The sequence below is a fragment of the uncultured Ellagibacter sp. genome (genome assembly GCF_934636505.1).
Lineage (GTDB): Bacteria > Actinomycetota > Coriobacteriia > Coriobacteriales > Eggerthellaceae > Ellagibacter.
This window is the reverse complement of record NZ_CAKUAL010000025.1, coordinates 1-25,991: the sequence shown is the minus strand read 5'-3', so window position 1 is coordinate 25,991 and position 25,991 is coordinate 1. Positions and strand designations below refer to the sequence as shown.

At 61.2% G+C, this 25,991-nt stretch carries 14 protein-coding genes and 3 tRNA genes; 7 read left to right on the top strand and 10 right to left on the bottom strand.

From position 1 onward, the window contains the following. The 4 genes from Q0G18_RS04520 to Q0G18_RS04505 form a co-directional block, all read right to left on the bottom strand. Positions 1–437 (bottom strand): GTP-binding protein (locus tag Q0G18_RS04520; protein ID WP_297149951.1); only part of this gene is annotated, 437 nt, incomplete at its 3' end. A gap of 82 nt (positions 438–519) precedes the next feature. Continuing rightward, a tRNA-Met gene (locus Q0G18_RS04515) sits at positions 520–596 on the bottom strand. Between the two features lie 9 nt (positions 597–605). After that, positions 606–681 (bottom strand) — tRNA-Thr (locus Q0G18_RS04510). A 5-nt stretch (positions 682–686) separates the two neighbouring features. After that, positions 687–771, bottom strand: a tRNA-Tyr gene (locus Q0G18_RS04505). Between the two features lie 368 nt (positions 772–1,139). On the opposite strand from Q0G18_RS04505, the gene Q0G18_RS04500 reads away from it, so the two are divergent. Continuing rightward, positions 1,140–2,189, top strand: a complete 1,050-nt coding sequence (locus tag Q0G18_RS04500; protein WP_297149947.1) for a C40 family peptidase — start codon at positions 1,140–1,142, stop codon at positions 2,187–2,189. A gap of 277 nt (positions 2,190–2,466) precedes the next feature. Here the strand turns inward: Q0G18_RS04500 and putP are convergent, their stop codons facing one another. Beyond that, the gene (gene putP, locus Q0G18_RS04495; RefSeq protein WP_296061692.1) at positions 2,467–4,029 is read right to left on the bottom strand and encodes a sodium/proline symporter PutP; all 1,563 of its coding nucleotides are present in this window, start codon (positions 4,027–4,029) and stop codon (positions 2,467–2,469) included. 294 nt (positions 4,030–4,323) lie between these two features. Here putP and Q0G18_RS04490 point away from each other — a divergent pair, with 294 nt between their 5' ends. Then, positions 4,324–5,610 carry an aminotransferase class I/II-fold pyridoxal phosphate-dependent enzyme gene (locus tag Q0G18_RS04490; protein ID WP_297149944.1) on the top strand — a complete coding sequence of 429 codons (1,287 nt, stop codon included), beginning with the start codon at positions 4,324–4,326 and terminating at the stop codon, positions 5,608–5,610. Here the strand turns inward: Q0G18_RS04490 and Q0G18_RS04485 are convergent. The 5 genes from Q0G18_RS04485 to nifJ all read right to left on the bottom strand — a co-directional run bounded on the left by Q0G18_RS04485 (position 5,586) and on the right by nifJ (position 18,285). Continuing rightward, positions 5,586–9,224: a UvrD-helicase domain-containing protein gene (locus Q0G18_RS04485; protein ID WP_297149941.1), complete on the bottom strand. Its 3,639-nt coding sequence runs from the start codon at positions 9,222–9,224 to the stop codon at positions 5,586–5,588. The genes Q0G18_RS04490 and Q0G18_RS04485 overlap by 25 nt on opposite strands. Before the next feature lie 3 nt (positions 9,225–9,227). Beyond that, positions 9,228–11,942 carry a PD-(D/E)XK nuclease family protein gene (locus Q0G18_RS04480; protein WP_297149939.1) on the bottom strand — a complete coding sequence of 905 codons (2,715 nt, stop codon included), beginning with the start codon at positions 11,940–11,942 and terminating at the stop codon, positions 9,228–9,230. 325 nt (positions 11,943–12,267) lie between these two features. Beyond that, positions 12,268–13,473, bottom strand: coding sequence for a hypothetical protein (locus tag Q0G18_RS04475; RefSeq protein ID WP_297149936.1), 1,206 nt, complete (start codon positions 13,471–13,473; stop codon positions 12,268–12,270). Positions 13,474–13,581: 108 nt separating this feature from the next. Continuing rightward, positions 13,582–14,400 (bottom strand): methyltransferase domain-containing protein, encoded by an 819-nt coding sequence (locus tag Q0G18_RS04470; RefSeq protein ID WP_297149953.1) that lies wholly within the window; start codon positions 14,398–14,400, stop codon positions 13,582–13,584. A gap of 336 nt (positions 14,401–14,736) precedes the next feature. After that, complete coding sequence (gene nifJ, locus Q0G18_RS04465; RefSeq protein ID WP_297149933.1) at positions 14,737–18,285, bottom strand: pyruvate:ferredoxin (flavodoxin) oxidoreductase; 3,549 nt, start codon at positions 18,283–18,285, stop codon at positions 14,737–14,739. Between the two features lie 470 nt (positions 18,286–18,755). On the opposite strand from nifJ, the gene Q0G18_RS04460 reads away from it, so the two are divergent. From Q0G18_RS04460 to Q0G18_RS04440, 5 genes are all read left to right on the top strand, one after another. Next, positions 18,756–20,372: an ABC transporter substrate-binding protein gene (locus tag Q0G18_RS04460; RefSeq protein ID WP_297149930.1), complete on the top strand. Its 1,617-nt coding sequence runs from the start codon at positions 18,756–18,758 to the stop codon at positions 20,370–20,372. A gap of 147 nt (positions 20,373–20,519) precedes the next feature. Next, positions 20,520–21,419, top strand: a complete 900-nt coding sequence (locus Q0G18_RS04455; protein WP_297149926.1) for an SGNH/GDSL hydrolase family protein — start codon at positions 20,520–20,522, stop codon at positions 21,417–21,419. Between the two features lie 158 nt (positions 21,420–21,577). Then, the gene (locus Q0G18_RS04450; RefSeq protein WP_296061666.1) at positions 21,578–22,534 is read left to right on the top strand and encodes an ABC transporter permease; all 957 of its coding nucleotides are present in this window, start codon (positions 21,578–21,580) and stop codon (positions 22,532–22,534) included. A gap of 4 nt (positions 22,535–22,538) precedes the next feature. Continuing rightward, on the top strand, positions 22,539–24,560 hold the full coding sequence (locus Q0G18_RS04445; RefSeq protein ID WP_297149923.1) for a dipeptide/oligopeptide/nickel ABC transporter permease/ATP-binding protein: 2,022 nt from the start codon (positions 22,539–22,541) through the stop codon (positions 24,558–24,560). Further along, complete coding sequence (locus Q0G18_RS04440) at positions 24,561–25,547, top strand: dipeptide/oligopeptide/nickel ABC transporter ATP-binding protein (protein ID WP_297149920.1); 987 nt, start codon at positions 24,561–24,563, stop codon at positions 25,545–25,547. Positions 25,548–25,991 lie beyond the last annotated feature (444 nt).

Genomic DNA, 25,991 nt, shown 5'->3' with positions numbered 1-25,991 from the left:
ATATCGCACTTGTTCAGGAACACGACGATGTAGGGAACGCCGACCTGACGGGCGAGCAGGATGTGCTCGCGGGTCTGGGCCATCGGGCCGTCGGTAGCAGCGATAACGAGAATCGCGCCGTCCATCTGAGCAGCACCGGTGATCATGTTCTTGACGTAGTCAGCATGGCCCGGGCAGTCAACGTGTGCATAGTGACGCTTGTCGGTTTCGTACTCGATGTGAGCAATCGAAATGGTGATACCGCGCTCGCGCTCTTCAGGAGCCTTGTCGATGTCCTCGAAAGCCGTGAAGTCCGCATGGGCAGTACCATGAGACCCGTCGTTCATGGACAGGGTCTTGGAAATGGCTGCCGTCAGCGTGGTCTTACCATGGTCGACGTGGCCGATCGTACCAATGTTAACATGCGGCTTGGTACGCTCGAACTTCTCCTTTGCCATTCTTTTCCTCCTTATTTTGGTTTTCGCTTGAGCAAAAACGTAATAAACAACGACGCGCCCATAAAGGACGCGCTAATATCAATGGTAGCGGTGACTGGATTCGAACCAGTGACGCCACGGGTATGAACCGTGTGCTCTAACCAACTGAGCTACACCGCCGTAAAAGACTGGTGCCTGCTACCAGATTCGAACTGGTGACCTCTTCGTTACCAACGAAGTGCTCTACCGACTGAGCTAAACAGGCAATCATGGTGGGCGCGCTAGGATTCGAACCTAGGTAGACAGAGTCAACGGGTTTACAGCCCGTCCCCTTTAACCACTCGGGCACACGCCCATGATCGACGCTTAATTCATGTGTATTTATCAAGCTGCCGCCCGCTTTTTGCCGTCCCCGGCGCAGCGAGCAAGAGAATATTACGGTAGGCTGCGGTGGCTGTCAATACCTTACACGCCACCGGGCGTATCTATTCACTATTCCTTCGCAAATCGCTCCATATGCAAAGTTATGCCACATATGACCTGGTGTTATGAATTGAGCGCTCCCCCGCCTGCGAGCGTTATCCCTACGTGTTATTATAGATACGCTTTTGCCAAACGAACACCAGCATGCTCAACCAAGGAGGTTCCTCAGTGAGCGAGCATACGAACACACTATCAAGGCGAGCGTTTATCGGTACAGCGGCAGCAGTAGGTGCTGTCACGATGGCCGCTCCGAATATCGCATTCGGCGCCACGGCAGCTGAAAAGCAGGCCGAAGCCGATGCCGTTCGCAATCAGTTGGTCAGCCTTCAGGCAGACCTGGAAACCGCTACAGATAATTATTATGGTGCGTTGGACGAGCAGCAAGCTGCCCAAGACGCCATGGCGGCCGAGCAGGTCAAGATCGACGACACGAACGCCCAAATCCAAGAATTGCAGGGTAAGCTTTCTACCCGCGCACGCAGCATGTATCGCACGGGCTCGGCAAGCTTCCTCGACTTCGTCCTGGGTGCTTCCTCGTTCGACGAGTTCACGTCGAACTGGGATCTGCTCACGCAGATGAACAACAACGACTCCGAAATGGTCGACACCTCTAAGCAGTTGCGCGAGCAGCTGCAGGCCTCCAAGGACGAGTACGCGCGCCAAGAGCAGATTGCAGCCGACAAGGCCGCTGAAGCAGCGCAGATTCAGCAGGAGGTTCAAGCGAAGGTTGACCAGGCCACCGAGCTCGTCAACTCTCTCGACGCCGAAGCGAAAGAACTGCTCGAGCAAGAGCAGGCCGCCGCTGCTGCTGCGGCAGCGGCCGAAGCGGCGGCCGCGAACCGCAACCATGGTTCTGGCGGTGGGTCAAGCAGCGGCGGTGGCTCCAGCAGTGGCGGCGGATCGAGCAGCGGCGGTGGCTACACTGGCGGCAGCTCCGATGTTCCCTCCTATGGTTCGGTTGTCGACTACGCCATGTCGCGCATCGGGTGCCCGTATGTGTGGGGTGCCGAAGGTCCGAACGCTTTCGACTGCTCCGGACTCGTGCGCTGGGCATATTTGCAAATTGGCATTTCCCTTCCGCATCAAAGCGAATCGCTTTACAACTGCGCATCATGGCGTGGACCTGTTTCCGAAGCTCGCCCAGGCGATGTTCTCTGGCGCAGTGGGCACGTGGGAATCGCGGTAAGCTATGGCGGATCCCATTACGTGCACGCTCCCACCTTCGGAGCTTACGTGCGCGATACGGATAGCCTTTCGTGGTCGGGATTCACTCATGCGCTGAGATTCTAGGTTTCTCACTATAAGACGCATTCAACGCCCCCGCTTCTTCAAGGAGAAGCGGGGGCGTTCTTTATACTACTAAGGCAAGGGCTGCGTTAATAGGCTGGGAAAGCGTAGATTTATAGCATTAGGGCGCGCACCTTGGTTCCCTGCTCGCCTTCTCTGTGGCAAATTGGGATGACCTCATCTCCTGCAGAACGGGAAGCGTCCTCCCGTCTCACCGTATAAAAGAAACGGCCCGCTGTCTGCACAGGGGCCGTTTCGCTCAATTGGTACTGGCGGCGCGCTACACGTCGAGATCCATGTAGGTATCGAATTCCTTCTCGATTTCCTCGGAAGGCTTCTTTGTGAGCAGCGAGACCACCACGATGGCGATGCAGGCGAACACGAATGCCGGCAAGAGCTCATAGACGCCAAACCAGCCACCGAGAGGTTTCACCAGATTATGCCACGCGAAGACCGACGCTGCGCCGACGAGCATGCCGGCGATACCGCCTTGCAGCGTCGTACGCTTCCAATACAAGGAAAACAGCACGAGGGGGCCAAACGACGCACCGAAGCCCGCCCATGCGTAGGACACGACGTTGAAGATGGACGAGTTGGAGTCCATCGCGATGATGATGCCGAACAGAAGAACGGCAGCCAAGGTGAAACGGGCGACGATCATGACCTGGCGATCGGTCGCATCGCGTTTGATCAGGCCCTTGAAGATGTTCGTTGCGACCGCCGAGCCGGAAATGAGCAGATAGGAAGACGAGGAGCTCATCGCCGCTGCGAAGATACCCGAAACGACGAGGCCGCAGGCGAAGGATGGCAGAATCATGCGCGAGAGCACGACGAAGACATTTTCCGCGGCAGATTGCGTGAGGAACTCTGTCGGGATGACGGCGCGCCCGATAAGGCCGATGCACACCGCACTCGAAAGCGACACCACCAGCCAGATCATCGCGATGATGCGGGACTTCTTGATTTCGTCGGAATGACGCACGCTCATGAAGCGCACGAGCACCTGGGGCATACCGAAGTATCCAAGGCCCCACGCGAGACCCGACACGATGGTGATGAGCCCGTACTCCCCTGCCGCTCCGAACAGCGGTGCACCGTTCTCGACGACTTGGTTGCCCGCCGCATCGAGAATAGGGGTTGCAATCTGCGTACCCGAAAGGAATCCGGGAATATCCTGCAGGAAAGCGACCGTGTTCTCGACGCCGCCCGCCTGCGCGACGCTGCCGATGAACACCGTGGCGAGCGCGAAGAACATGAGCGTGCCCTGGATGAGGTCGGTCGTGCAGACGGAGAGATATCCGCCGACGAACGTGTAGAGGAACACGATGATGGCGCCGAGCACCATCATCGTCGCGTAGTCGAGCCCGAAGAGCGTCGAGAACAGCTTACCGCAGGTCACAAAGCAGCTTCCCGTGTAAATCGAGAAGAAGACGAGCGTGATGATGGCCGCAATCGTCATGAGGATATGCTTGTTGTCGTGAAAGCGGTTCGAGAAGAAGTCGGGAACGGTGATGGAGTTGTTCGCCACCTCGGAGTACTTGCGCAGACGCTTCGCCACGAACTTCCAATTGAGATACGTGCCGATAGCAAGGCCGATCGCCGTCCACATGGCGTCCGATGCGCCCGTGAAGTATGCAACGCCGGGAAGACCCATGAGCAGCCACCCGGACATGTCCGACGCTTCCGCGGAAAGCGCCGTGAGCCACGGGCCAAGCCCGCGACCGCCGAGGAAGTACGCCTCGCTTGAGGCGTTCGACTTCTTCGCATAGACGAAGCCGACGAGCACAACGACGATGAAATACAGAAGCATCGCCAGGAGTACCCAAAAATCACCAGTAACCATTTTCATCCCTCTCGATAGTCGAATAGGCGAATTATACGGCATACTTTTCCCGACTAAAGTGATATTTCGGTCGCTGTGTGAACGATTCGCGAAACGGCGGCGTTATTGTCGCCGCTCGCAAGGGCAAGGCATAGCGCTTGCGGGCGTCGAGGTGCTCGCAGATGCGCGATACGAGGGGAAGCCAAGGATTTCTCGCAATTGAAACTTGTCGCATCGGGCGCGCAAACGTAATATCAAGGTCGGCAAGATTCGCGGCGGCGTGCATGTTTCGTCGCACATGGCAAAGGATGGGAAATGGCTGCATTCGAACAAATGGATCGCGCGGAGCTTCAAAGCGAGCTCAATCGATTGAAGGAAGAGTACGCGCAGTTCAAAGCAAAGGGCCTTTCGCTGAATATGGCTCGCGGCAAACCGAGCGCCGAGCAGCTCGATTTGAGCCTGCCTCTGCTCTCCTGCATCTCCAGCGCGCAGGATTGCATCGCCGAGGACGGCACCGACTGCCGCAACTACGGCGTGCTCGACGGACTTCCCGAGGCAAAGCGCCTGATGGCGGCAATGCTTGACGATGTGCCGGAAAACGTGATCGTCGGCGGCAACTCGAGCCTGACGCTCATGGGCAACGCCGTTGCGCGATGCCTCGACTTCGGCACCCTCGGCAGCAAGCCCTGGGCGCAGTACCCGGGAATCAAATGGATCTGTCCTGTTCCGGGTTACGACCGTCACTTCGGCATCACGGAGTCGTTCGGCATCGAGATGATTCCCGTGAAGATGGACGAGAACGGCCCTGACATGGATGAGGTCGAGCGAATCGTCGCCGAGGACGATTCCGTGAAGGGCATCTGGTGCGTCCCCAAGTACTCCAACCCCGGGGGCGTCACCTATTCCAAGGAAGTCGTTCGTCGCTTGGCGGCCATGCCCTGCGCTGCTGACGATTTCCGCATCTTCTGGGACAACGCCTACAGCGTCCATCACCTGAACCCGTTCAAGGCCGACCAGGACCAACTTCTCGACATTGCCGAGGCATGCCGAGAAGCATGCAACCCCGACCGTTACTTCAAGTTCGCGTCTACGTCGAAGGTCACGCTTCCTGGAGCCGGCATCTCTGCCATCGCCGCGAGCCCCGACAATATCGCCGAAATCAAGAAGCGCATGGCCACGACCGTCATCAGCTACGATAAGCTCAACCAGCTTCGCCACGTGAGGTTTTTGAAGAACGCCGACGGCATCGCCGCCCACATGGAGAAGCATGCCGATATCCTGCGCCCGAAGTTCACGCTCGTCGAAAACGAGCTCACCATGGGCCTTTCCGAGGTCGGCGGGTGCACGTGGACCAAGCCGCGCGGCGGGTATTTCGTGTCCTTCGACGCGCCCGAGGGGTGTGCCAAGCGCATCGTACAGCTCGCGAAGGAAGCGGGCGTCACGATGACGGATGCTGGCGCGACCTGGCCGTACAAGCACGACCCCTACGACAGCAACATCCGCATCGCGCCCACGCTTCCCCCGCTCTACGAGCTTCGCGAGGCGCTCAGCGTGTTCGTCTGCTGCGTGAAGATCGCTTACGCGGAGAAGCTGCTCGCGTAGCGCGCAAGTATCTCCCCTTCGATTGCCGGAAGGTCAGCTGCGGTAAAGGTGTAGTTCACCTGCTGCGGCTGGCCTTCTTTCGTATCGTCGGGCTGCTCCACACGCACGAATGCGAACTCCGTGGATTCATAGCCTTGCATGAGCAGGGCATACGCGTAGCAAAGCGCCTGCAGTCGATGCTTTTCGTGCAACTGTGTCGGCGTTTCCCCTGGCGACCCACCTGTTTTGTAGTCAACAACAAGCGCCGTGCGGCCGTCTTCCCCGTCGGCGAGAAGGTCAATTTCCCCCTCCATGAATGGCGCGCTGGCTCCGCGCCCCACGCGTACGAAGAAGGGAACCTCTGCACGAAGGCGGGAAAATGTCGCAACGCGTGCTGCAAGATCGCTTTCAAACCATCGTGCAAGCGCTTCGGTGAGGCGAATGCGCTGCAAGTCGGAAAGCCCGCAATGACGAGCAAGCGCGTCGACGTGCGATTTGTCGGGGCAGACGAGGGCAGCGCTCTCGGCATGGGTGCATACCGCCTGTTGGGCAAGCCTATGGAAGGCGGTGCCCAAGTCCGTCGCCTTGTCGGCGTCTCCCGAAAGCGAAGCTCGAATCGCGGTCCACGCTGCCTCATCCACCTCCGAAAAACCAGGCTCTTCGACGGGCGGCACTTTCGACGAAATAATCTCTTCCGCAGACGAGCTGGTCCCCGCCTCATCAGATGGGCTGTGCGCGATCGACGAATAGCTGAACACATCGGCGCGAGATGCAGGCCACGCCTGAGCCAGCAGCTCGCAGTGGGGCAAGACTTCGGGGATCTCGACGGTTCGCCGTGCTGGGTCGGACACGCCTGCAAGCGAGCACCCTTCTTCTTGATTTGCCGCTTCGGCGCCAGCGACCTCAGAATCATAGGGTTCTTCCGATTCGACAGTCAGGTCAATACGCTCAACGCGCGCGGGAGACTCACCGCCGAAATCGAGAAGTGTCACGCCGGGCTCGAAGGCATTGCCCTCGCCGCACAGGGCAGACTCCACGCTTCCCCATACGCTCTTCGCAAGGCCCGTCGGGTCGTCCTTCGTCGTCTTCCCGGCAATTGCGCAGATGACTGCCTCCTGCGCACGGGTAAGCGCGACGTAGAGAAGCCGACGGGTCTCCTCGGTTTCGCCGAGATGCTCATGTTGGCGAATCGCGCAGCGGACCTCCACGGGACTATGGTCACCGGGGTGCTCGATCAGCTGTTGGTAGAACTCATCGTCTTCGTCTCCCTCGAAAGGGTCCACCGACGTGCATTTCGCGATGAGCTGCGATTGCTTCGCGGTCAAGCGCGTCGCGGTCGCCCCCGCATCGAGCGAGAGGTAGGTTTTGCCATTGAGCGTGGTCCGAACCATTCGCGACGAGCGCACCTCGTCGGAGCGCAGCTCGGCCACCGCGACGATGGGGAATTCGAGACCCTTGCTCGCATGGACGGTCATGATGCGAACGAAATCGCCCGACTTCGAGGAAAGCGAGCCCGGGGCCTCTTTGGCGATTTCAATATGCGCACGCAGCTCGACTGCGGTCTGAGCGGGGCCCGACCCTTTCCTGCGCTCGATGTCACGGGCAAGGCGGCACGCCTTGTAGACGTTTGCCGCGCGCGCAAGCCCTTCGGCGCCTTCATCCTCGAGTCGACGAAGCCAGCCTGAATCGAGGAGGACTCCCTCCATGACCTTGGAGAGGGGCTCGAGCCGCACGCGAAACGCCGCCTTTTTCAGCGTTCGAACCGCAGCTCGGAGACCGGGTATGAGCGACGCATCGTTTTCAGCGGCGGCGCACACCGAAACACCGGAATCAAGAGAACGGCGGCGAGGAATGCCCCGCAGCTCGTCGAGGCCCGTCGAAAGATCGATGAAATCGTCTGCGGTGAGCGCGAAGATTTCGCTCGAGAGCACCTCGAAAAGGGCTTCGGTATCCTTAGGGTTCGCAATTACCTCGGCGAGCCGCACCGCAAGGCGCACTTCCGGTGCACGGCCGAAGATCGACCCCCCTGAGACCACGCAGGAAAGCCCCTGCTCGCGTATGGCGTCGGCGTAGACGTCGGCGCATCGCATGCTGCCAAGCAAGACCACCATGTCGCCCGCCGAATGGCCCTCGTCGACAAGCTTCGCGAAACGTTGTGCAATCCGCTGCGCGACCGCGGCGCGCGCTGTGTCCGAGGCAACACCTCGGGGATAGGTGGTGAGCTGCACCTCGATGCGCGGATCGAATCCCTGGTAGGGGCAGTCGATACGACCAGAGTCGCGCGATGCGGAAAGCGACATGAACGAGCGGCCGAATACGCTCGGCTGGCTGAACACGCAGTCGACGAACGCGAGGACATCGACATGGCTTCTGAAATTGTCAGCAAGCTCGATAAGGCCCGCTTCGTTAGTGTTTGCCACCGAGGCAAGGTGCCTGTTGTAGACCGAGACGTCCGCCCCGCGGAAGCGATAGATGCTCTGTTGCGCATCGCCAACCGTGCACAGGCGCTCGAAGTTCTTGCCCGCCATGCGCTTCACCATGTTCACCTGCAGCTGGTCGGTATCCTGGAACTCGTCGACCATAATCAGCTTGAAGCGATCGGCGTACTCCGCAGCGATTTCGGGATGCTCGCTGAACATGCGCGACGCCATCGTGAGCAGGTCGTCATTGTCGAGCATTCCCGCCTCATGTTTGCGCCTGCGATACGCATCGAAGACGCGGCCCGACAGGTCGATAACCTCGCGCATGCGTGGCTCGGCAAGGGCAAGGCGAGCTTCCATCATCAAGGAGAGATACCCTTGCGCCGCTTCGGCTGCGAGCTCCTTGTATTCAGACGTGCCGAACGCGCGACTAGGAACTGGAAAGGCATTGAACAGCTCCAAGACCTGTTCAGGAGATGGTTCCTCACCTTGCTGTTGTGCGGCTTCGAGCCCCTCGAGTGCACGGGCCGTCCCGTCGAGGAACGCGTCGCGGGTCTTTCCCGGCTTTTGGGCCTCGCACACTGCCGTGATGTCGCCCGCTAAAGAGGCCATGCGCGCCAAAAGCTTGCAGGGCGATGCCGCCGACGGCGCCGGCACGATGGATGCCATCCCTTCGGGGCTCGATTGCGCAGCGATGACGATGTCGCGCACCATGCCCTCGACGCTTGCGGCAGACACCGACCCCACCTGACGAGCTGCATACTCCGTGAAAAGCGCGTCGTAGTCGCCCGGCGAGATGATGTCGTTCTCCGAGCCGAGCACCTCCTCAAGCGCTGCATCGAGCATGTCGCTTGCAGCCGCCTCGTCTGCCACCGTGAAATCGGGGGCGATTCCCAGGTCGAGCGCATGGGCGCGCAGCATGCGGGCGCAGGCACCATGAATGGTGGAAATCCAGGCAGAGTCGACGAGAAGCGCCTGGTCGGATCGCCCGCAGGCCTTAAGCGCGCCCTTCACGCGCGACTTGATCTCGCCCGCCGCCTTCGAGGTGAACGTAATCGCGAGCACCTCGTCGATGCCGGAGACGAACCCGCATTCAAGCGAATGGACGATACGACGGGTGAGCGTGAACGTCTTGCCACTACCTGCGCCGGCGGACACCGCCACGGGACCCACGAGCGTATCGACGCATTTCTTCTGTCCAGGTGTGAGAGCCATATGCTATGCCCTTCTTTCTGCGCATGAGAGCACCGGGCACCAGGTGCATGCATGGGCGCTTGATGGATCAGGGCGCACATCGCCCGAAAGCATGCGCTCGACGCCGCGAGCGATCGCTTCTTCGGTCCTGTCGAGCAGGTCGACAAACGACTCGCCGTCCTGCGACGCGAACTGGCATTTGTCGTGGCGCATGGAAGGAAGGTGCGGCGACTCGAGCACGGTAGCGTCGTAGGCTCCGGTAACGGCGCATTTCTTCCCGTAACAGACATAGAGGGCGCCAACGGGGTTAAGTCCGAGCATTCGGCGCGCCACCTGCGCATAGATGAGCGCCTGCACCTTGCCGAGCCTCCCCTCTTCGCGTACGGCAAACTCGTGCTCCGGGGAAACCGACGCCTTGTAGTCGAGCACCACGGCATGGCCCTCATCGTCGACATCGATACGGTCCGCCGTTCCAACGAGCAGATGACCTGCGTATTCGGCCGTCGCTCCTTCTGCAACGTTGTATTCCAGATAGGCGGGACGGAACGTCGGCAGAAGCTCTGCCTCGTAATCGAGGTAGTCGAGCAGCTTGCGCTTGAGGGAATCCATGTCGCGCCGTTCGAGCTCCGTCGTGGGAACAAGACGGTTGTTCGAAGGCTTCAGCTCGTATTGATGCGATTCGTGCCGATCCAGCACATCGCGCATGATGGCACGAGCGGAGTCAAGCGTTCCGCGCGTCACCTTAGGAGCAACCTCTTCTTGGAAATGGGTATAGAAGCTCTTGAGCGCACTATGGGCGAAATCGCCCATCTGCAGCGGGCCGAAGCCCTCATCGAGCCCTTCGAGGCGCAAACGACGCTGAGCGAACCACTTGTACGGGCATTCCAGATAACTTTCAATCTGCGAGGGAGAGAGGCACGGCTCGTCAACCACCTGGCCCGCCACTACGCGCGGCAAAACGACAAGCGAGCGCTTCGGCGCCGACACCTCGCCGGATGCAGGGAGCTCCACCTTCTCGCATGGCACGTCGCCGCCCGCCATGACGGCATTCTCGACAAGGGTCTCCTCCCCACGCTCGACAATTCCCTCCTGCAAACAAGCGGGTAACTTGAAGGGATTCTTGATGTCGTCGGTTGCGGACGGGTCCTTACGATAGCAGTCGACGAATTCCTCGAGAACGGCAGCAGGATACGTCGGGTCGGCGTTCTCATCGTTAAGGCAACGAACGATGAGGACCATCTTGCGGGGCGCCGCCAACAGGGCCGTGAACGATCGGCGCATGCGCGAGAGCGCATCGTCATCGGGAAAGATTCCCAGTTTGGCAAGGAGCGTCGTCGCCGCATCGTCGGAATCGGAGGCGGGAAACGCGGCGCTGGTGAGATCGCATGCGACAGCAAGATCGCAGGATGCGGAGGGGAAAGATATCGCATGTCGATAGTCCGCGAACACGACGTCGGCGGGCAAGGCCGCAGGATCGCTGCCACAGAAGTGCCCTTCTGCTTCCACGCCCAACGAGCGCGAGGCGTCGACGCTCGCATGGGCCAGAAGATCGACGACCCCTTGCATATCGAGATCGGCGAGACGTGCCGCCGAGGCGGCGTCCCGCAGCGACGCCATAGCCGCAAGCTGCTCGCGGCGCCAGGCTTCAGGCCTTTTGACCATCGAGCGCACCGCGTCCTCGAGCTCGCCGAGCAGTATGTCGGCGTCCCGGTCGGTTGCGATGTCTTCCATCGCCTCGAACAGGCGGCTCTTCTCGCGCAGCGACGCCGTTATCGACTCGCGATCGATAAGCCGGTTGCCGCGGATCTGCGCATCGATAGAATAAGCGCCCTCGACAGAGAACCCCGAGAAGGGCGAGAGCAGATAGTCCATAAGGTCGCCCGAGCGCCAAGCATCGGAGACGAGGAATCGGCGAAGCGAGAGCATCGCACGCCCGAAGTCGGTCTGGGCAAAGGGGACGCTAGCTCGAACGGCACACGAAAGCCCCGCTTCCGCAAGCGCAGGCGCAAGCTTCTCGAACAGAGACAGGGGCTCCTTGCAGGCAACGAGCGTGCCTTCGCGATCTTCGCCGCAAAGGACATCGCGCAAAGTCGCTGGCTCGGCATAACTTCCCGAGGGGAAGGCGAACCTCACGAGAACGCCCTCAGGTGCGCGATGAATCCCTCCCCCGCCAGGTGCCAAGCAAACCTCGTAGCTGATAAGCGGACACGCTTCGAGGAATGCCCTCTGCTGCGCCGACAAGGGCGAGGAGCACTCGACGAGCAGGCGCAAGGGCCGCGACGGCATAGCGCCCGGAAGCATCTTGAGCGCTTCCCCCGCAAGCACACGGCCGGAGCCTCGCAGCGCATCGCGCACATCGGCGCACAGGCGCAGCACGTGAGCCTGCGCGGAAGTGACCCCGCAATCCTCGCCGCGCTTCGCACGGGCACACGCCTCGTCGAAGGTGGGTATTCCCGCGCTTTGAAGGCAGGCCGTCACCACGCGGGCGCAGCCTGCCGCAGCTGGGTCCTTCGAGCACAGCGACGCGGAGAGCGCCTCCACTTCGAGAGGACTCGCGATAACCCGGCCGTCGCCGAAAAGCCCCCAAAGGTCGGCAATCCAGGCGGGAAACGTGGCAACCGTCACCCCAAAAAGCGCACGGGGACCGGCCTCGGCAGCAACGCGCTTCCGATAGAAGAGCGCCTCGGCGTATGTCGGGAGCAGGACTACGTCGTATGAAGTATGTTCGTTCGTATTCATGGGCTCAGTATACACGAACATATGTACCAATTAAAGAAGGGCTCAAAGATTCTTGCCGTATTTCCCACGCGTATTTCCCGCCAGACCGGCGGAACGTCCTATCCTCAACAAGCACGCCGAACGACAACGCTGCGCGAAGGGTCGACCCGAGTCTCTATATCGCGGCTTCCGCAGTCGGGACACGTGCGCGAACCTTCGCCTGGCTTGAGCACGCGCCCGCAGGCGCCGCAGACAAACAGGATGGCAGGAACGCTCACGCCGTTTCCCATCCTGAGCGACCGCGCTTTGATAACAACCTCGCTCGGAATCTTCATGGCAAGGCTCCTTACAATCCGAACAGGTGGTCGGCAGTGTCGCTCACGAAAGCATCCTCATCGAGCACCCAGCCAGCATCGGTCTTGACAAGCGAGAACATGATGAAAGCGTACTCGGAGCTCGCGTGCTCCTTCGCCGTCTCCGTTGCCGCAGCGACCTGCTGCTTTGTGGGAGTGCGCGAGCCCGTTGCGAGCGAGCGCGCCGCATCGTCAACCGCCGACACGAAGTTGTATACCGGAACGCTCGTGCAGTCGGCAAACACGTCGGCTGTACCGTCGGTGTAGACGAAGACGTCGTCATCGCCGACCGTGCATGAAACCCCCTCGATGAACCAGCGCGCGAGCTCCTTCGAGTCGACGCCCGCATCGTCAGCGGAGAACCCGAACATCTTGACGTATCTCTCGTTTATCCCTTGAGCAATGCGGTCGACGATCTTCTCGCGCGAATCGAGCGACGCCAAAGCATCGCGCGCGGACGCAAGCGCCGCAACCTCGTCGGCTTCATCGTTGGAGAAGCTGTTCATGGAACTAGAAGAGCCGTCCTGGCGCTCCGAGCCCGAGTCCTCAAACCAGCTCGAGGTATCGTCATCGATCGAATCGAAAACATCCCCCACGCAAGACGCCACACATCCTCCGACCTGGGAGAGCAGGATAAGGGCGATGATGATGCCGAATATGGAGCTAAGGCAGGACTTCTTCTTAGGGGCCTCTTCGGACGAAGCGGGCTTGCCGCCTTCCGGCCTGACCGTCGCTTGGGGCTTTTTCATTCCCTTGCCGAACGCGTCCTTCGGCCGCCCCGACGTCGTGTGCGCGATGGTCTGGCGCAAGCGGTCGGAAACACCTTTCGGATGGGGATGCTCCTCCAAGAAGGGTGCCGCCGCAGGACGCCTTCCCGCTCCTGCGGGAGAAGCAGTGCGCGTCGACGAGCTTCCCGCCTGCGGAGATGCTCCCTTATCTGCACAGGATGCCTTCGAGGGCGAGCTCTTGCGAGCCTCCGAGGAACCCGCAGTCGCCTTAGCGGCGAGCTTCTTTTCGAGCTCGCGGCGACGAGCATCAATGCGCTCTTTCGCGGATACTTCCCGAACGTTAGGCGAAGCGTTGTCCGCGGACTTCCCTGGCCGCCCAGCAGGTGCCGCGGGAGCAGCCGGCTTCGCAGGAGGGGCAGGCACAGCGGGAGCCGCGGGAACACCGTAGCCCTTGTTGTTCTTGTCTGCCATGCACTCCCCTTTCGATTGCATCTATCGCATGAGAACCATTATACGGGACGCGCTTTGCCGCACGAAGCTGCGCACGACATTCTTACGTTGACATGCGAGCGGGCGTGGCTAAAGCGGCCTCCAACAAAGGACGGCCCAGCGCGTCTCCTGCGTGTAGTCCATCATGACGCCGCCGCCAGGGCGCTCCTTCACATGTTTGTCGAAGAACGCGTCGAGCAGAGGACGCTCTTCGGGCTTTGCGTCCGCCGCCTTGGCGAGAAATCCCTTGAGTTCCTCGGCGCTATCCGATTGCGGCACGCGCGGCACCTCGATGTAGCGAATCTCCGGGAAACGCCCGCTTCCCAGCAGATAGTTCAAAAGCACGGAGAAATCCCTCGCGAGCTGGGGCGGCGTGATCTCGCGACCTAAAGCGCGCTCCACGCGGGCATCGATCCACGGCACCTCGCCGCAAGCGGTGGTAACCACGACGCGGCTTTTCGCCTTTGACTCGAGCTTGGCGACGGCATCTTGGATGTCATGGGTTGTGAGAGAGCGCGACGAAATCGCCACGTCGACCTGGGGAATGCCGTCCCAACTCTCCTGCCATGCGCGGCGGAAGATGGAGAAACGCTCCTCGACGCCAGCTTCGGCAACCGCCTGCCGCAGCTCCCCGAGCATCCCGTCCGAGAAATCGACTGCCACCACATCGTGGCCCTTTTTCGCCAACGGGACGCTGAGCACGCCGGGGCCGCAGCCCATATCGAGGATGCTCTCGCCCGGCGCGAGCGCGAGCAGCTCGGTTAGCTGTGCGAGATATCCGCTCCGCCGGTTCTTGTGAGCATAGTGAGGCGCCATCTGGCTCCAGCGAACCCTGAGCTCATCGAGGGTTTTGTCGGCGTTCTTGTCGACACTTCGATAGAAGTCGCACCATTCCTGGGCGGTGGGCATGCTCTGCAAAAGAGGCCTCCTCGTCGATGACCGGCCGCAGCGAAATCGCACACAACGCAAGATCGGCGTGCGGAAGCTGCGGTCGAAAACGATAATCCTGTAGCGAATATGATACCTAATCGCGAAGCATTGCGCGCGGAAAGACCGCGAGAAGGCGCCCTCGCCCACGAGACCTTTTCTTGAAAACCAGGGTTTCGTGGACAGAAGGCATCGATGGGAGTGTGGCGCGCCGCCTCGTTTTCCGAACGTGAAAAACCCACATAACGAAGGAGGGCGCGGCCCCCTTGCGAGAACCGCGCCCTCTCTATGCGCTTCGATGCAAGCCCTTCCGCCTTGTTAGTCCTCGGCGTAGAGCTCCTTCAGCTTCACCAAATGGTTGTAACGCTCAATCGCTGCTTCCTCGTTGCGCTCGAAGAGTTCGGCTGCGCGCTCGGGGAACTCGCGCGTGAGTCGACTGTAGCGCGCCTCGTTCATGAGGAACTCCTGGTAGCCGCCAGCGGGCTCCTTGCAATCGAGGGTGAACTTCTTGCCCGCGGGCGCCGCCGGGTTGTAGCGGAAGAGATTCCAGTACCCGCAGTCGACGGCCTTCTTCATCTCCTCCTGGCAGTTCTTCATGCCGCCCTTGATGGCGTGCATCTCGCAGGGCGAGTAGCCGATGATGAGCGACGGTCCCGGATACGCTTCGGCCTCGGCGATGGCCTTGATCGTCTGCGCCGGCTTCGCTCCCATGGCGACCTGCGCCACGTACACATAACCGTACTGCATGGCGATTTCGGCGAGGCTCTTCTTTGCGATGTTCTTGCCCGCCGCCGCGAACTGCGCAACCTGGCCGATGTTGGATGCCTTGGATGCCTGGCCACCGGTGTTGGAGTACACCTCGGTGTCGAAAACGAACACGTTCACGTCCTCGCCAGATGCAAGCACATGGTCGAGTCCGCCGTAGCCGATGTCGTACGCCCAGCCGTCGCCGCCGAAGATCCAGATGGATTTCTTGGCGAGGTAATCCTTGTTCGCGAGGATCTTGGCCGCAAGCGCTGCCGCCTCCCCTTCGCCTTCCGCAAGCTTCTCGAGCTCGACCGTATAAGCAGCAGAAGCATCCTTCGATGCCGCGGAGTCATCGCGCGCGTCGAGCCATGCCTGGGCTGCAGCAGCCGCGCCCTCAGGCATGCCGGCAGCAAGCAGCTGCTCGGTCTGCTCGATCACCATCTGGCGGACGGCGGTGTGGCCCTGCAGCATGCCGTAGCCGTGCTCGGCATTGTCCTCGAACAGCGAGTTCGCCCAAGCGGGGCCGCGGCCTTCCTTGTTGACCGTATACGGCGAGGTCGCAGCGGGACCGCCCCAGATGGAGGAGCACCCGGTCGCATTGGAGATGAACATGCGATCGCCGAACAGCTGGGTGACGAGGCGCGCGTAGGAGGTTTCGGCGCAGCCCGCGCAGGCGCCGGAGAACTCGAGCAGCGGCTGCTTGAACTGGCTGCCCTTCACGGTGTTGTCCTGCACCTCGGGCTTGTCGGCCACCTTCTCCACGCAGTAGTCGAACACGTCCTGCTCGGCGAGCTCGCCCTCGGCACCGACCATGGAAAGCGAGTCGGTGGGGCACACGCCGATGCACACGCCGCAGCCCATGCAGTCGAGCGGCGAGATGGCGAGGGTGTAGCGATAGGTGTCCTTGAGCTTGCCCTTCATGGGAATAGCCACAAGGTTCTCAGGCGCTGCGGCGATCTCCTCGTCGGTTAGCGCGTAGGGGCGAATCGTGGCGTGCGGGCACACGAATGAACACTGGTTGCACTGGATGCACGTGGAGGATTCCCACTTGGGAACGCTTACCGCAACGCCGCGCTTCTCGAACGCAGACGCACCTTGCTCGAACTGGCCGTCCTCGTGACCGATGAACGCGGAGACGGGCAGAGAGTCGCCGTCCATGCGGCCGACGGGCTCCATGATCTCGCGCACCTGCTTGACGAGCTCGGGCTTGCCCTCAAGCTCGGGGGCAGCTGCGTCGCCTGCGGCGTCCGCCCAGTCGGCGGGAACGTCGATCTTCACGAACGCGGTCGCGCCGGCGTCGATCGCCTTGTGGTTCATGTCGACGACGGCCTGGCCCTTCTTCAGGTACGATTTCGTAGCCGCATCCTTCATGTATCGGATGGCCTCGGCCTGCGGGAGCACGCCGGCAAGCGTGAAGAACGCCGACTGCAGGATGGTGTTCGTACGCTTGCCCATGCCGATCTCGATGGCCAGGTCGATCGCGTTGATCGTGTAGAGCTGCACGTCGTTTTTCGCGATGTAGCGCTTGGCGTCGGCTGACAGGTGGTGCGCAAGCTCCTCGGGCGTCCACTGGCAGTTGATCATGAAGGTGCCGCCCGGCTTCACGTCCTTCACGATGGGGAAGTCCTTCGTGATGTAGCTGGGGTTGTGGCACGCGACGAAGTCAGCCTTATTAATATAGTAGGGGCTGCGGATCGGGCTGTCGCCAAAGCGAAGATGCGAAATCGTCACGCCGCCCGTCTTCTTGGAGTCGTACTGGAAGTAGGCCTGCACGTACTTGTCGGTGTGGTCGCCGATGATCTTGATGGAGTTCTTGTTCGCGCCGACCGTGCCGTCGCCGCCCAAGCCCCAGAACTTGCATTCGATGGTCCCCGGCGCCGCGGTGTTCGGGCAGTTGGGGTCCTCAGGCAACGAAAGGTTGGTCACGTCGTCGACGATGCCGATGGTGAACTGGCGTCGGGGCTCGTCCTTCGCAAGCTCGGAGAACACGGCGAACGCGGACGCGGGCGGGGTGTCCTTGCTGCCCAAGCCGTAGCGGCCGCCGACAACGGTGATGCCCGAGCGGCCCTCGATGGCAAGCGCGTTTAGGACGTCCATGTACAAAGGCTCGCCCACGCTGCCCGGCTCCTTCGTGCGGTCGAGCACGGCGATCTTCTTCACCGTCTTGGGAAGAGCCTCCACAAACTTGCTCGTCACAAACGGGCGGTACAGGCGCACCTTCACAAGGCCCACCTTCTCACCGTGGGCGTTGAGGTAGTCGATGACCTCCTCAGCCACGTCGCAGAACGAGCCCATGGCCACGATCACGCGGTCGGCGTCGGGCGCGCCGTAGTAGTTGAACAGCTCGTAGTTGGTGCCGAGCTTGGCGTTGATCTGGTGCATATAGTCCTCCACGATGGCGGGAAGCTCGTCGTAGAAGGAATTGCACGCCTCACGGTGCTGGAAGAAGATGTCGCCGTTCTCGTGCGAGCCGCGCATGGAGGGGCGCTCGGGGTTGAGCGAGTGATCGCGGAACGCCTGCACCGCGTCCATGTCGCACATATCCGCCAGATCGGCGTAATCCCAGCATGCGACCTTCTGGACCTCATGCGAAGTGCGGAAGCCGTCAAAGAAGTTCAAAAACGGAACGCGCCCCTTGATGGCCGCGAGGTGCGCCACCGGAGCCAAGTCCATGATTTCCTGCACGTTGCCCTCGGCGAGCATGGCGAAGCCGGTCTGGCGGCAGGCCATGACGTCGGAGTGGTCACCGAAGATGTTCAGGGCCTGGGTGGCCACGGTACGAGCGGAGACATGCAGAACGCCGGGGAGCAGCTCGCCCGCCATCTTGTACATGTTGGGAATCATGAGGAGGAGGCCCTGGGATGCGGTGTAGGACGTGGTGAGAGCGCCCGCTGCGAGCGAGCCGTGCATCGTGCCCGAAGCGCCGCCTTCCGATTGCATCTCGCACACCTTCACGCGCGTGCCGAAGATGTTCTTCCTGCCCTGGGCGGACCACTGATCGACCAGGTCAGCCATGGGGCTCGACGGCGTAATGGGGTAAATTCCCGCCACCTCGGTGAACGCGTAGGAAACGTACGCGGCCGCGGAGTTGCCGTCCATCGACTTGAATTCTCGTGCCATGCTCACTCTCCTCAGATAATTACGGAAGGGCAAAGGCGCATGAGGCGTGCCCCCTGCGCCCTCGTGCACAATCTCGTCTGTTCTTGTAGACATTCAGGAATACTAGCAGCGCAATCGCACTCCACCCGCCTGCAGCGCGAAACGGCGCTTGCAAGGGTTGTTACGCTTCGGTAAATGGGCGCGGCAGGGCGCACAGGGGAACACACAAGGCGTCGGGAGGGATGTTCAGGGGACAGAAGGGGGCCTTAAAACCCCTTCGCCGCTGGTCAAACGTGACTGATTCGGTAACAGTACGCGGGATTGTCCCTCTCGGAGCAACGTTACAACTTTCGAACAAGATGCACGAAATCCTTTACTTTCCCTTTATTTATCAAGCGGTTTCGAAGATAATGTGAAGCGTTCGTGCGCAAAAGGAAGGCGCACGAGCGTACGGGGGTCGTCCCCGAACGATAAAAGTTGGAGGGTATTCCATGGAACAAGTGAAACTCACTCGTCGCTCCTTCGTTGCAGGCGCAACTGCCGCAGGCGCGCTCGCCGCGCTTTCGCTGACCGGCTGCGGTGGCGGATCGAGCGAGAAGAAGGACGACGGCGCGAAGTCCGACGGCACCGCTAAGGGCGGCGGCACCATCGTCGCTGCTTGCAGCTACAAGAACGCCAACTACAACCCCATCGGCGCAAGCTCCGCCCTCATGCTCCCTGCAATCCAGCACTGCCTCGAGGGCCTCTACGAGCTCAACTACTTCAGCGGCAAGACCGAAGCTGCCCTCGCAGCCGGCGAGCCGACGAAGGTTTCCGACACCGAGTACGAGGTCGCGCTTCGCCAGGGCGCCAAGTATTCCGACGGCACCGAAGTGACCGCCGACGACGTCGTCGCCGTGGTCGAGGCCAACAAGGCTAACGCAACCTATAAGGACATGCTCTCCTTCATCGACGAAGTAACCGCCAAGGACGCCTCTACGGTCTCCTTCAAGCTCGCCTACCCCTCGGTCGACAGCGACAGCCTGCTCAAAGAGCGCCTGTCCCTGTGCCGCGTGTTCCCGGCAAGCGAAATCACCAAGGAATCCATGCCCACCCCGCCGATCGGGTCGGGCGCTTGGGCCTTCGGCGAGTGCAACGGCGAGGACGGCGGAGAGCTCAACTTCACGCCGAACGCCAACTACAACGGTGCAAAACCGGCAAACGCTGACGCCATGCAGTGGCTCGTCCGCGTCGACAACACCGCTCGCGTGACCGCCCTTCAGGAAGGCACCGCCGTCGCCGGCGAGAACATCCCGTTCGCCAACAGCGACCAGCTCGTGAACGCCGGCGTCACCGTCGACAGCGTCAGCAGCTACGGCATCGGCTTCCTCATGTTCAACTGCCAGAAGGCGCCCTTCAACGACAAGCGCGTCCGTCAGGCCTTCTTCTACGCCATCGACTACGACAAGCTCATCTCCAACCAGCTCGGCGGCCAGGCGGAGACGCTGACGTCCTACCTGCCGAAGGACAACCCGGCATACCATGAGGCTTCCACCATCTATAAGTACGATCCCGAGAAGGCGAAGTCCCTGCTCAAGGAAGCAGGTCAGGAGAATCTCTCCTTCACGCTCCTCGTCATCGACAACTGGATCAAGGACCTCGCAGCTCAGATCCAGCAGGATCTCCAGGCAGTCGGCCTGACCTGCACGCTCGACGTCCAGGCTGCCCCCTACCCGGCGCTCGCTGCCAAGGAAGACAATTCCGTGCTCGACTACGACGTGTTCCTGGCCCCCGGCGACGTGTCCTGCTTCGGCACCAACGCCGACGTGCATCTGGCCTGGTTCTACGGCGAGAACACCGACTGGTGCCAGGGTCGTACCTGCTGGGCGAAGGCCGGCGACGGCAAGTGCAGCGAGTTCAACCAGTACCTCGACGAGGCACGCAAGGCCACCGATGCGGGCGCTCGCCAGGAAGCCTACAACAAGTGCTTCGACATCATCGCCGAGGAAGTGCCGCTGTACCCGCTGTTCCACAAGAAGGTTCTCACCGGCTACTGGGCAGACAAGATCGAAGGCTTCGAGCCCAGCCCGACCACCGGTCTGTACTTCCAGGACGCAAAGCTTAAGTAAGCTTGCCTAAAAAGCCTGCTTCATCCTGCACGAAAGCCCGCCTCCCGAGGCGGGCTTTTTGTTGCGAAACAACCGCGAAACGCGGAAAGCGGGCATGCGCAACTATACTGGTTGCATTGCAGTCGAAAGAGGGAGGAAAGGTTTCGCATGAAGCGACTTTTTTCAGTGTACGGGGACTCCATCAGCACCTTCGAAGGGGTAACCCCCGATGGCTGGAGCATTTTCTATACGGGCGATCGGCGTGAGGCGACGGGGGTACAAACGCCTGCCGACACTTGGTGGATGCAGGTCATCAACCATTTCGGCGGCGAGCTTCTCGCGAATGCCGCCTGGTCGGGCTGCGTCTGCGAGGGCAACGTGTTTCCCCAGGGCGCGAGCGAGCGCCGTATCGCCGCGCTCGAGCGGGACGGGAAAGCGCCTGACGATATCCTCATCTACATCGGCATCAACGACTACGGATGGGGGTCTGCCTACGCGCAGATCTGTGGCGGGTCGCCGAACGCGCCGGCCGAGCTTGTGGCGAGCTGCCCCGACAAGGGAAAGGTCGCGGGCCTCGCGCCCGACGGCGCAGTCGAGAAGTTCGCGGCCTCGTATCGCAGCATGCTTCGCACCATGCACGAGAAGTGGCCGGAAGCCCACATCTGGGCAGCAACGCTTCTCCCTGGGCGCGTGAAGGGAGCGGAGAAGTCGACCTCGCCTCGATGGTTTCGCGGCATCTGCGTCGATGAGTACAGCAAGGCCATCCTCGACGCTGCAGCTGACGAGCCCAGCTGCACGCCCGTCGATGCAGCGGCCCTCGGCTTCGACTACGAGGCGATCGACGGCACGCATCCCACGAAACGCGGCATGAAGCAACTTGCGGCGATGTACATCCGAGGCATGGAGACCGCGGACAAGGCCCTTCCCCACACCCCCTACGAAGGAAGCGAGCTTCTCACCGACGACATGAGGACCGTCGAGTTCTGCGCAAAGCCCTGCGTCGGGTGCGAATTCGCGAAGGGCACGGGCAACAACTGGTGGCACGTTTGCAAAAAACAGCTGCAGTAACGCTATCAGTTTTATGCGCTTGCAATAAAAAACAGTCTTTGATAGGGAGCCGACCGTTATAATGCTAGGTTGGCAATTCTTGGGCGCGGCACCGCTCGGAGAGGTGCCGAACATTTTTAAGGGTGCTCTCACGAGCAGAAATCGAAAGGAGGGGACAAGTGAATAACCTGTTGCGATTGATTGGCAACCGCCTGATTTGGCTGCCCATCATGATCTTCGGTGTCACCGTTCTCGTCTTCTTCCTGATGTCGTTATCACCCATCGATCAGGCGTACTCAGCCCTGGGCGAAAACGCGTCAGCGGAACAACTCGCACTTTACCGCGAGCAACACGGCCTCGACGACCCCGTCGTCGTGCAGTACTGCAACTACATGGTGGGCTTCTTCCATGGCGACCTGGGAACCTTCGGCCCCGCGAACCAATCCGTCGCAGGCCGCATCGCGACCGCGCTGCCCATTACGCTGCAGCTGGGCTTCTTCGGCTTCATCATCGCGATCATTGCAAGCACGATCCTGGGCGTCATCTCGGCGCTCTATCGCGATCGCTGGCCTGACCAGGTCATCCGCATCTTCTCGATCGCCTGCATCGCCACCCCGTCGTTCTGGCTCGCCGTGCTGTTCATCCTTCTGTTCTCCTCAATGCTGCACGTGCTCCCCGCATCAGGTGCCCTCCCTGCGTTCACAGAGAACCCGGGCGGCTGGCTTGCCCGCATGGCAATGCCCGGCATCGCGCTTGCCGTTCCCTTGACCGGCCAGATGACGCGCATCATCCGCACGTCGATGGTCGAGGAGCTCGACAAGGACTACGTGCGCACCGCCCGCGGCTTCGGCATCCCCTACGGCACCGTCGTCGCGCGCAACGTGCTTCGCAACGCGCTCATCACGCCGGTCACCGTGCTCGGCCTGAAGTTCGGTTACATGATCGGCGGCGCTGTGGTCTTGGAGGTCATTTTCTCGCTTCCCGGCATGGGCATGGCCATCCTTTCGGGCGTCACGTCGAACTACGTTATGCTCGTCCAGGGTGTCGTCCTCGTCGTTGCCATCACCTTCATCATCGTCAACGTGATCGTCGACATGCTCTATATCCTTATCGATCCGCGAATCAGGACGGTGTAGCACCATGGCTCAACTTCGTGGCAACCTCACTAAGAAGATGGAGGCCGGCGCCGGCAAAGTGCGCTTCCGCCGTTGGAAGAACATGACGATTGGCGCGCGCATCTCGCTTGTCGTGCTCATCGCGATCATCGCCATCGCCATCCTCGCCGACTTCATCGCTCCCTATGATCCCTACGCGATCTACACCTCGTTCACCGCGCCTAACGGCGAACACCTCTTTGGCACCGACGACAAGGGGCGCGACGTTTTGTCCCGCCTGATGTGTGGCGCCAAGTACTCGCTCACCATCGGCCTGGGCGCCACGGCGTTCGCGCTCGTGGTCGGCTCCATCATCGGCGCCATCGCCGCCGTTGTGCGCCAGCGCATCTCCAATATCATCATGCGCATCTTGGACATCATCATGTCCTTCCCTGGCATCGCTCTCGCTGCGACCTTCATCGTCGTGTTTGGCAACAGCGTGCCCTCGCTCATCTTCGCCATCGGCTTTCTCTACATCCCGCAGATCGCCCGCATCGTGCGCGCGAACGTGATGAGCGAATACAACCAGGATTACGTGCGCGCCGTCGTCGTCTCCGGCGCCCGCGCCCCCTGGATTCTCTGGAAGCACGTCGTGCGCAACTGCATCGCCCCGGTGCTCGTGTTCACCATCGTGCTCGTCGCCGACGCCATCGTGTTCGAGGCGTCGCTCTCCTTCATCTCCGCTGGCATCCCCGAGCCGACGCCGACGTGGGGCAACATCCTCGCCGACGCGCGCAACGGCGTGCTTGCCGGCCGCTGGTGGCAGGCACTGTTCCCGGGTCTCATGATCATGATCACGGTGCTCTGCCTGAACATCGTCTCCGAGGGCATCACCGACGCGATCGCAGCGCCGAAGGCCGCCGTTAAGGTCGACGAGAATGATCTTAAGGGCAACCGCGAGGCTGACCGCATGGTCGCCGACCCGACGCTCGCCTACGCCGCCCAGGCCGAGATGCTCACCAAGCGCCTCGACGCGCTGCGCGAGGTCGAGCTTGTACGCACCGACCGCTTCGAGGCCCGCACCGACGTGCCGCCGATTCTTGAAGTGAAGGACCTCTGCATCAAGTTCCCGCGTCATGGCGACGTGAACGTCGTCGACCACGTGAGCTTCGTCGTCCGCCCGCGCCAAACCATGGGCCTTGTGGGCGAATCCGGCTGCGGCAAGTCCATCACGAGCCTCACCATCATGGGCCTGCTCGACAAGAAGGCGCAGATTTCCGGCGAGATTCTCTACGATGGCAAGAACCTGCTCACCCTCTCTGACAAGGAGATGAACGAGCTGCGCGGCCGCGAGATCGCGATGATCTACCAGGACGCACTTTCGAGCTTGAACCCGTCGATGCTGATCAAGGCGCAGATGAAACAGCTCACCAAGCGCGGCGGCACCCGCAGCGCCGAGGAACTGCTGGAACTTGTTGGCCTCGACCCCAAGCGCACGCTCGACTCCTACCCGCATGAGCTCTCCGGCGGCCAGCGCCAGCGTGTGCTCATCGCCATGGCGCTCACGCGCGACCCGAAGCTCGTCATCGCCGACGAGCCGACGACCGCCCTCGACGTCACCGTGCAGAAGCAGGTTATCGACCTTCTGAACAAGCTCCAGCACGAGCTCGGCTTCGCGATGGTGTTCGTGAGCCACGACCTCGCGCTCGTCGCCGAGGTCGCAAACTCGATCACCGTCATGTACGCAGGCCAGGTTGTGGAGCAGGGCCCCGTGAAGGATATCCTCACCAGCCCGGTTCACGAGTACACGCGCGGCCTTCTCGGCTCGGTGCTCTCCATCGAAGCCGGCGGCGACCGTCTGCACCAGGTTCCTGGCAGCGTTCCGTCCCCGAAGGATTTCCCCGAGGGCGACCGCTTCCGCCCGCGTTCGAGCCACCCGGACAAGATTTCGAACGTCCGCCCGATGCTCAAGCGCGTCAAGGGCACCGACCACTACTACGCCGAGCTTCCCGACAGCGAGCTGAAGCGCGTGGGAATCGAGCCTTACCTTACGGGAGGTGCAGAGTAAATGACCGAGAAGAACAACCAAGCGGCGGAAATCGCCGAGAATGACCTCGTCGCCGCTGCGAGCGACACGGAGTTTGTGAACGACGCCGAGACTGCAGAGGGCCGCGGGCTTATCACCGAGCAGGAAGATGCGAAGGACGCAAGCGCTTCTGCGAGCACTGTCGCTTCCGATGAGGACGGGGAAACCCCCATCATCTTCCTCGACGACGTGCATGTGGTCTTCAAGACGCGCACGGGATCGATCCTGCACCCGAACAAGGTGCACGCGGTGAACGGTCTCACTCTGAAGCTCATGCCGGGCGAGACGATTGGCATCGTCGGCGAGTCGGGTTGCGGCAAATCGACCACGGCAAACGTTATGTGCGGCCTGCAGACGCCTACGTCGGGACACGTTTATTTCAAGGGAACCGACGTCACGAAGCGCACCGCTGCGCAGCGTCGCATCATCGGCCGCGTGATCTCGGTCGTCTTCCAGGACCCGGCGACCGCGCTGAACGCTCGCATGAGCGTGCGCGACCAGCTGACCGACCCGATGATCGTGCACAACGTGGGCGATGCGAAATCTCGCGAGGCCCGCGTGCATGAGCTCATCGAGATGGTGGGCCTGCCAGAGTCCGTTCTCGATGCGCTGCCCGGCCAAATGTCCGGCGGCCAGCGCCAGCGCGTGGCCATCGCTCGTGCACTGTCGCTCAATCCTGACGCCATCATCGCTGATGAGCCAACGTCTGCTCTCGATGTTTCGGTTCGCGCGCAGATTTTGAACTTGCTCATGGACCTGAAGAAGCAGCTCGGCCTTGCCATGGTCTTCATCAGCCACGACATTCAGACAGTGCGCTATATCTCCGACCGCATCATCGTCATGAACCACGGTCAGGCAGTCGAGCGGGGAACCGCCGAAGAAGTGTTCAATCACCCCAAGGACGACTACACGCGCCTGCTTCTGGGCGCGGCTCCCTCGCTTCTCCACCCCAATCTTGGGAAAGAGTAAGCACCGGCAAGCAAGAACGAAGGGCGACTCGCAAGGGTCGCCCTTTTTGTTTGCTGCCCCGGGGTCAACCCTCAATTGCGACAGACGCGCGTGGGGCATGCTCCGCGCGCAGTTCCGCACGAGCCAAACAGCCCAGTGGGCTGTTTGCGCGAGCAGGACTGTTTGAGCACGGAGTATGCCCCACGCGCGTCATCCACTTCAGGGTCCCTCTCCCCTTTTCGTGTGATGAAAAGCGCCCTTTCCTTGACGCGTTTTCCCTGCGTGCTATGCTTTTTGAGTTTGAGACAAGACCGTCAAATGAAAGGCACGGCATGGACACCAAAGAGTTCCACGGCGTAATTCCCCCCGTGGTAATCCCCCTGAACGAAAAGAAACAGCTCGACCTCGAGTCGTTCGAGCGCTCCATCAACCGTATGATCGATGCAGGCGTGAACGGCCTGTTCT

Bases quoted from the DNA above. Each gene is read 5' to 3' on its own strand.
- Q0G18_RS04490 (WP_297149944.1), top strand. From the start codon at position 4,324: ATGGCTGCATTCGAACAAATGGATCGCGCGGAGCTTCAAAGCGAGCTC.
- Q0G18_RS04500 (WP_297149947.1), top strand. From the start codon at position 1,140: ATGGCCGCTCCGAATATCGCATTCGGCGCCACGGCAGCTGAAAAGCAG.
- Q0G18_RS04445 (WP_297149923.1), top strand. From the start codon at position 22,539: ATGGCTCAACTTCGTGGCAACCTCACTAAGAAGATGGAGGCCGGCGCC.
- Q0G18_RS04485 (WP_297149941.1), bottom strand. From the start codon at position 9,224: ATGGCTCTCACACCTGGACAGAAGAAATGCGTCGATACGCTCGTGGGT.
- Q0G18_RS04470 (WP_297149953.1), bottom strand. From the start codon at position 14,400: ATGCCCACCGCCCAGGAATGGTGCGACTTCTATCGAAGTGTCGACAAG.
- Q0G18_RS04455 (WP_297149926.1), top strand. From the start codon at position 20,520: ATGAAGCGACTTTTTTCAGTGTACGGGGACTCCATCAGCACCTTCGAA.
- putP (WP_296061692.1), bottom strand. From the start codon at position 4,029: ATGGTTACTGGTGATTTTTGGGTACTCCTGGCGATGCTTCTGTATTTC.
- Q0G18_RS04475 (WP_297149936.1), bottom strand. From the start codon at position 13,473: ATGGCAGACAAGAACAACAAGGGCTACGGTGTTCCCGCGGCTCCCGCT.
- Q0G18_RS04440 (WP_297149920.1), top strand. From the start codon at position 24,561: ATGACCGAGAAGAACAACCAAGCGGCGGAAATCGCCGAGAATGACCTC.
- Q0G18_RS04480 (WP_297149939.1), bottom strand. From the start codon at position 11,942: ATGAATACGAACGAACATACTTCATACGACGTAGTCCTGCTCCCGACA.
- nifJ (WP_297149933.1), bottom strand. From the start codon at position 18,285: ATGGCACGAGAATTCAAGTCGATGGACGGCAACTCCGCGGCCGCGTAC.
- Q0G18_RS04460 (WP_297149930.1), top strand. From the start codon at position 18,756: ATGGAACAAGTGAAACTCACTCGTCGCTCCTTCGTTGCAGGCGCAACT.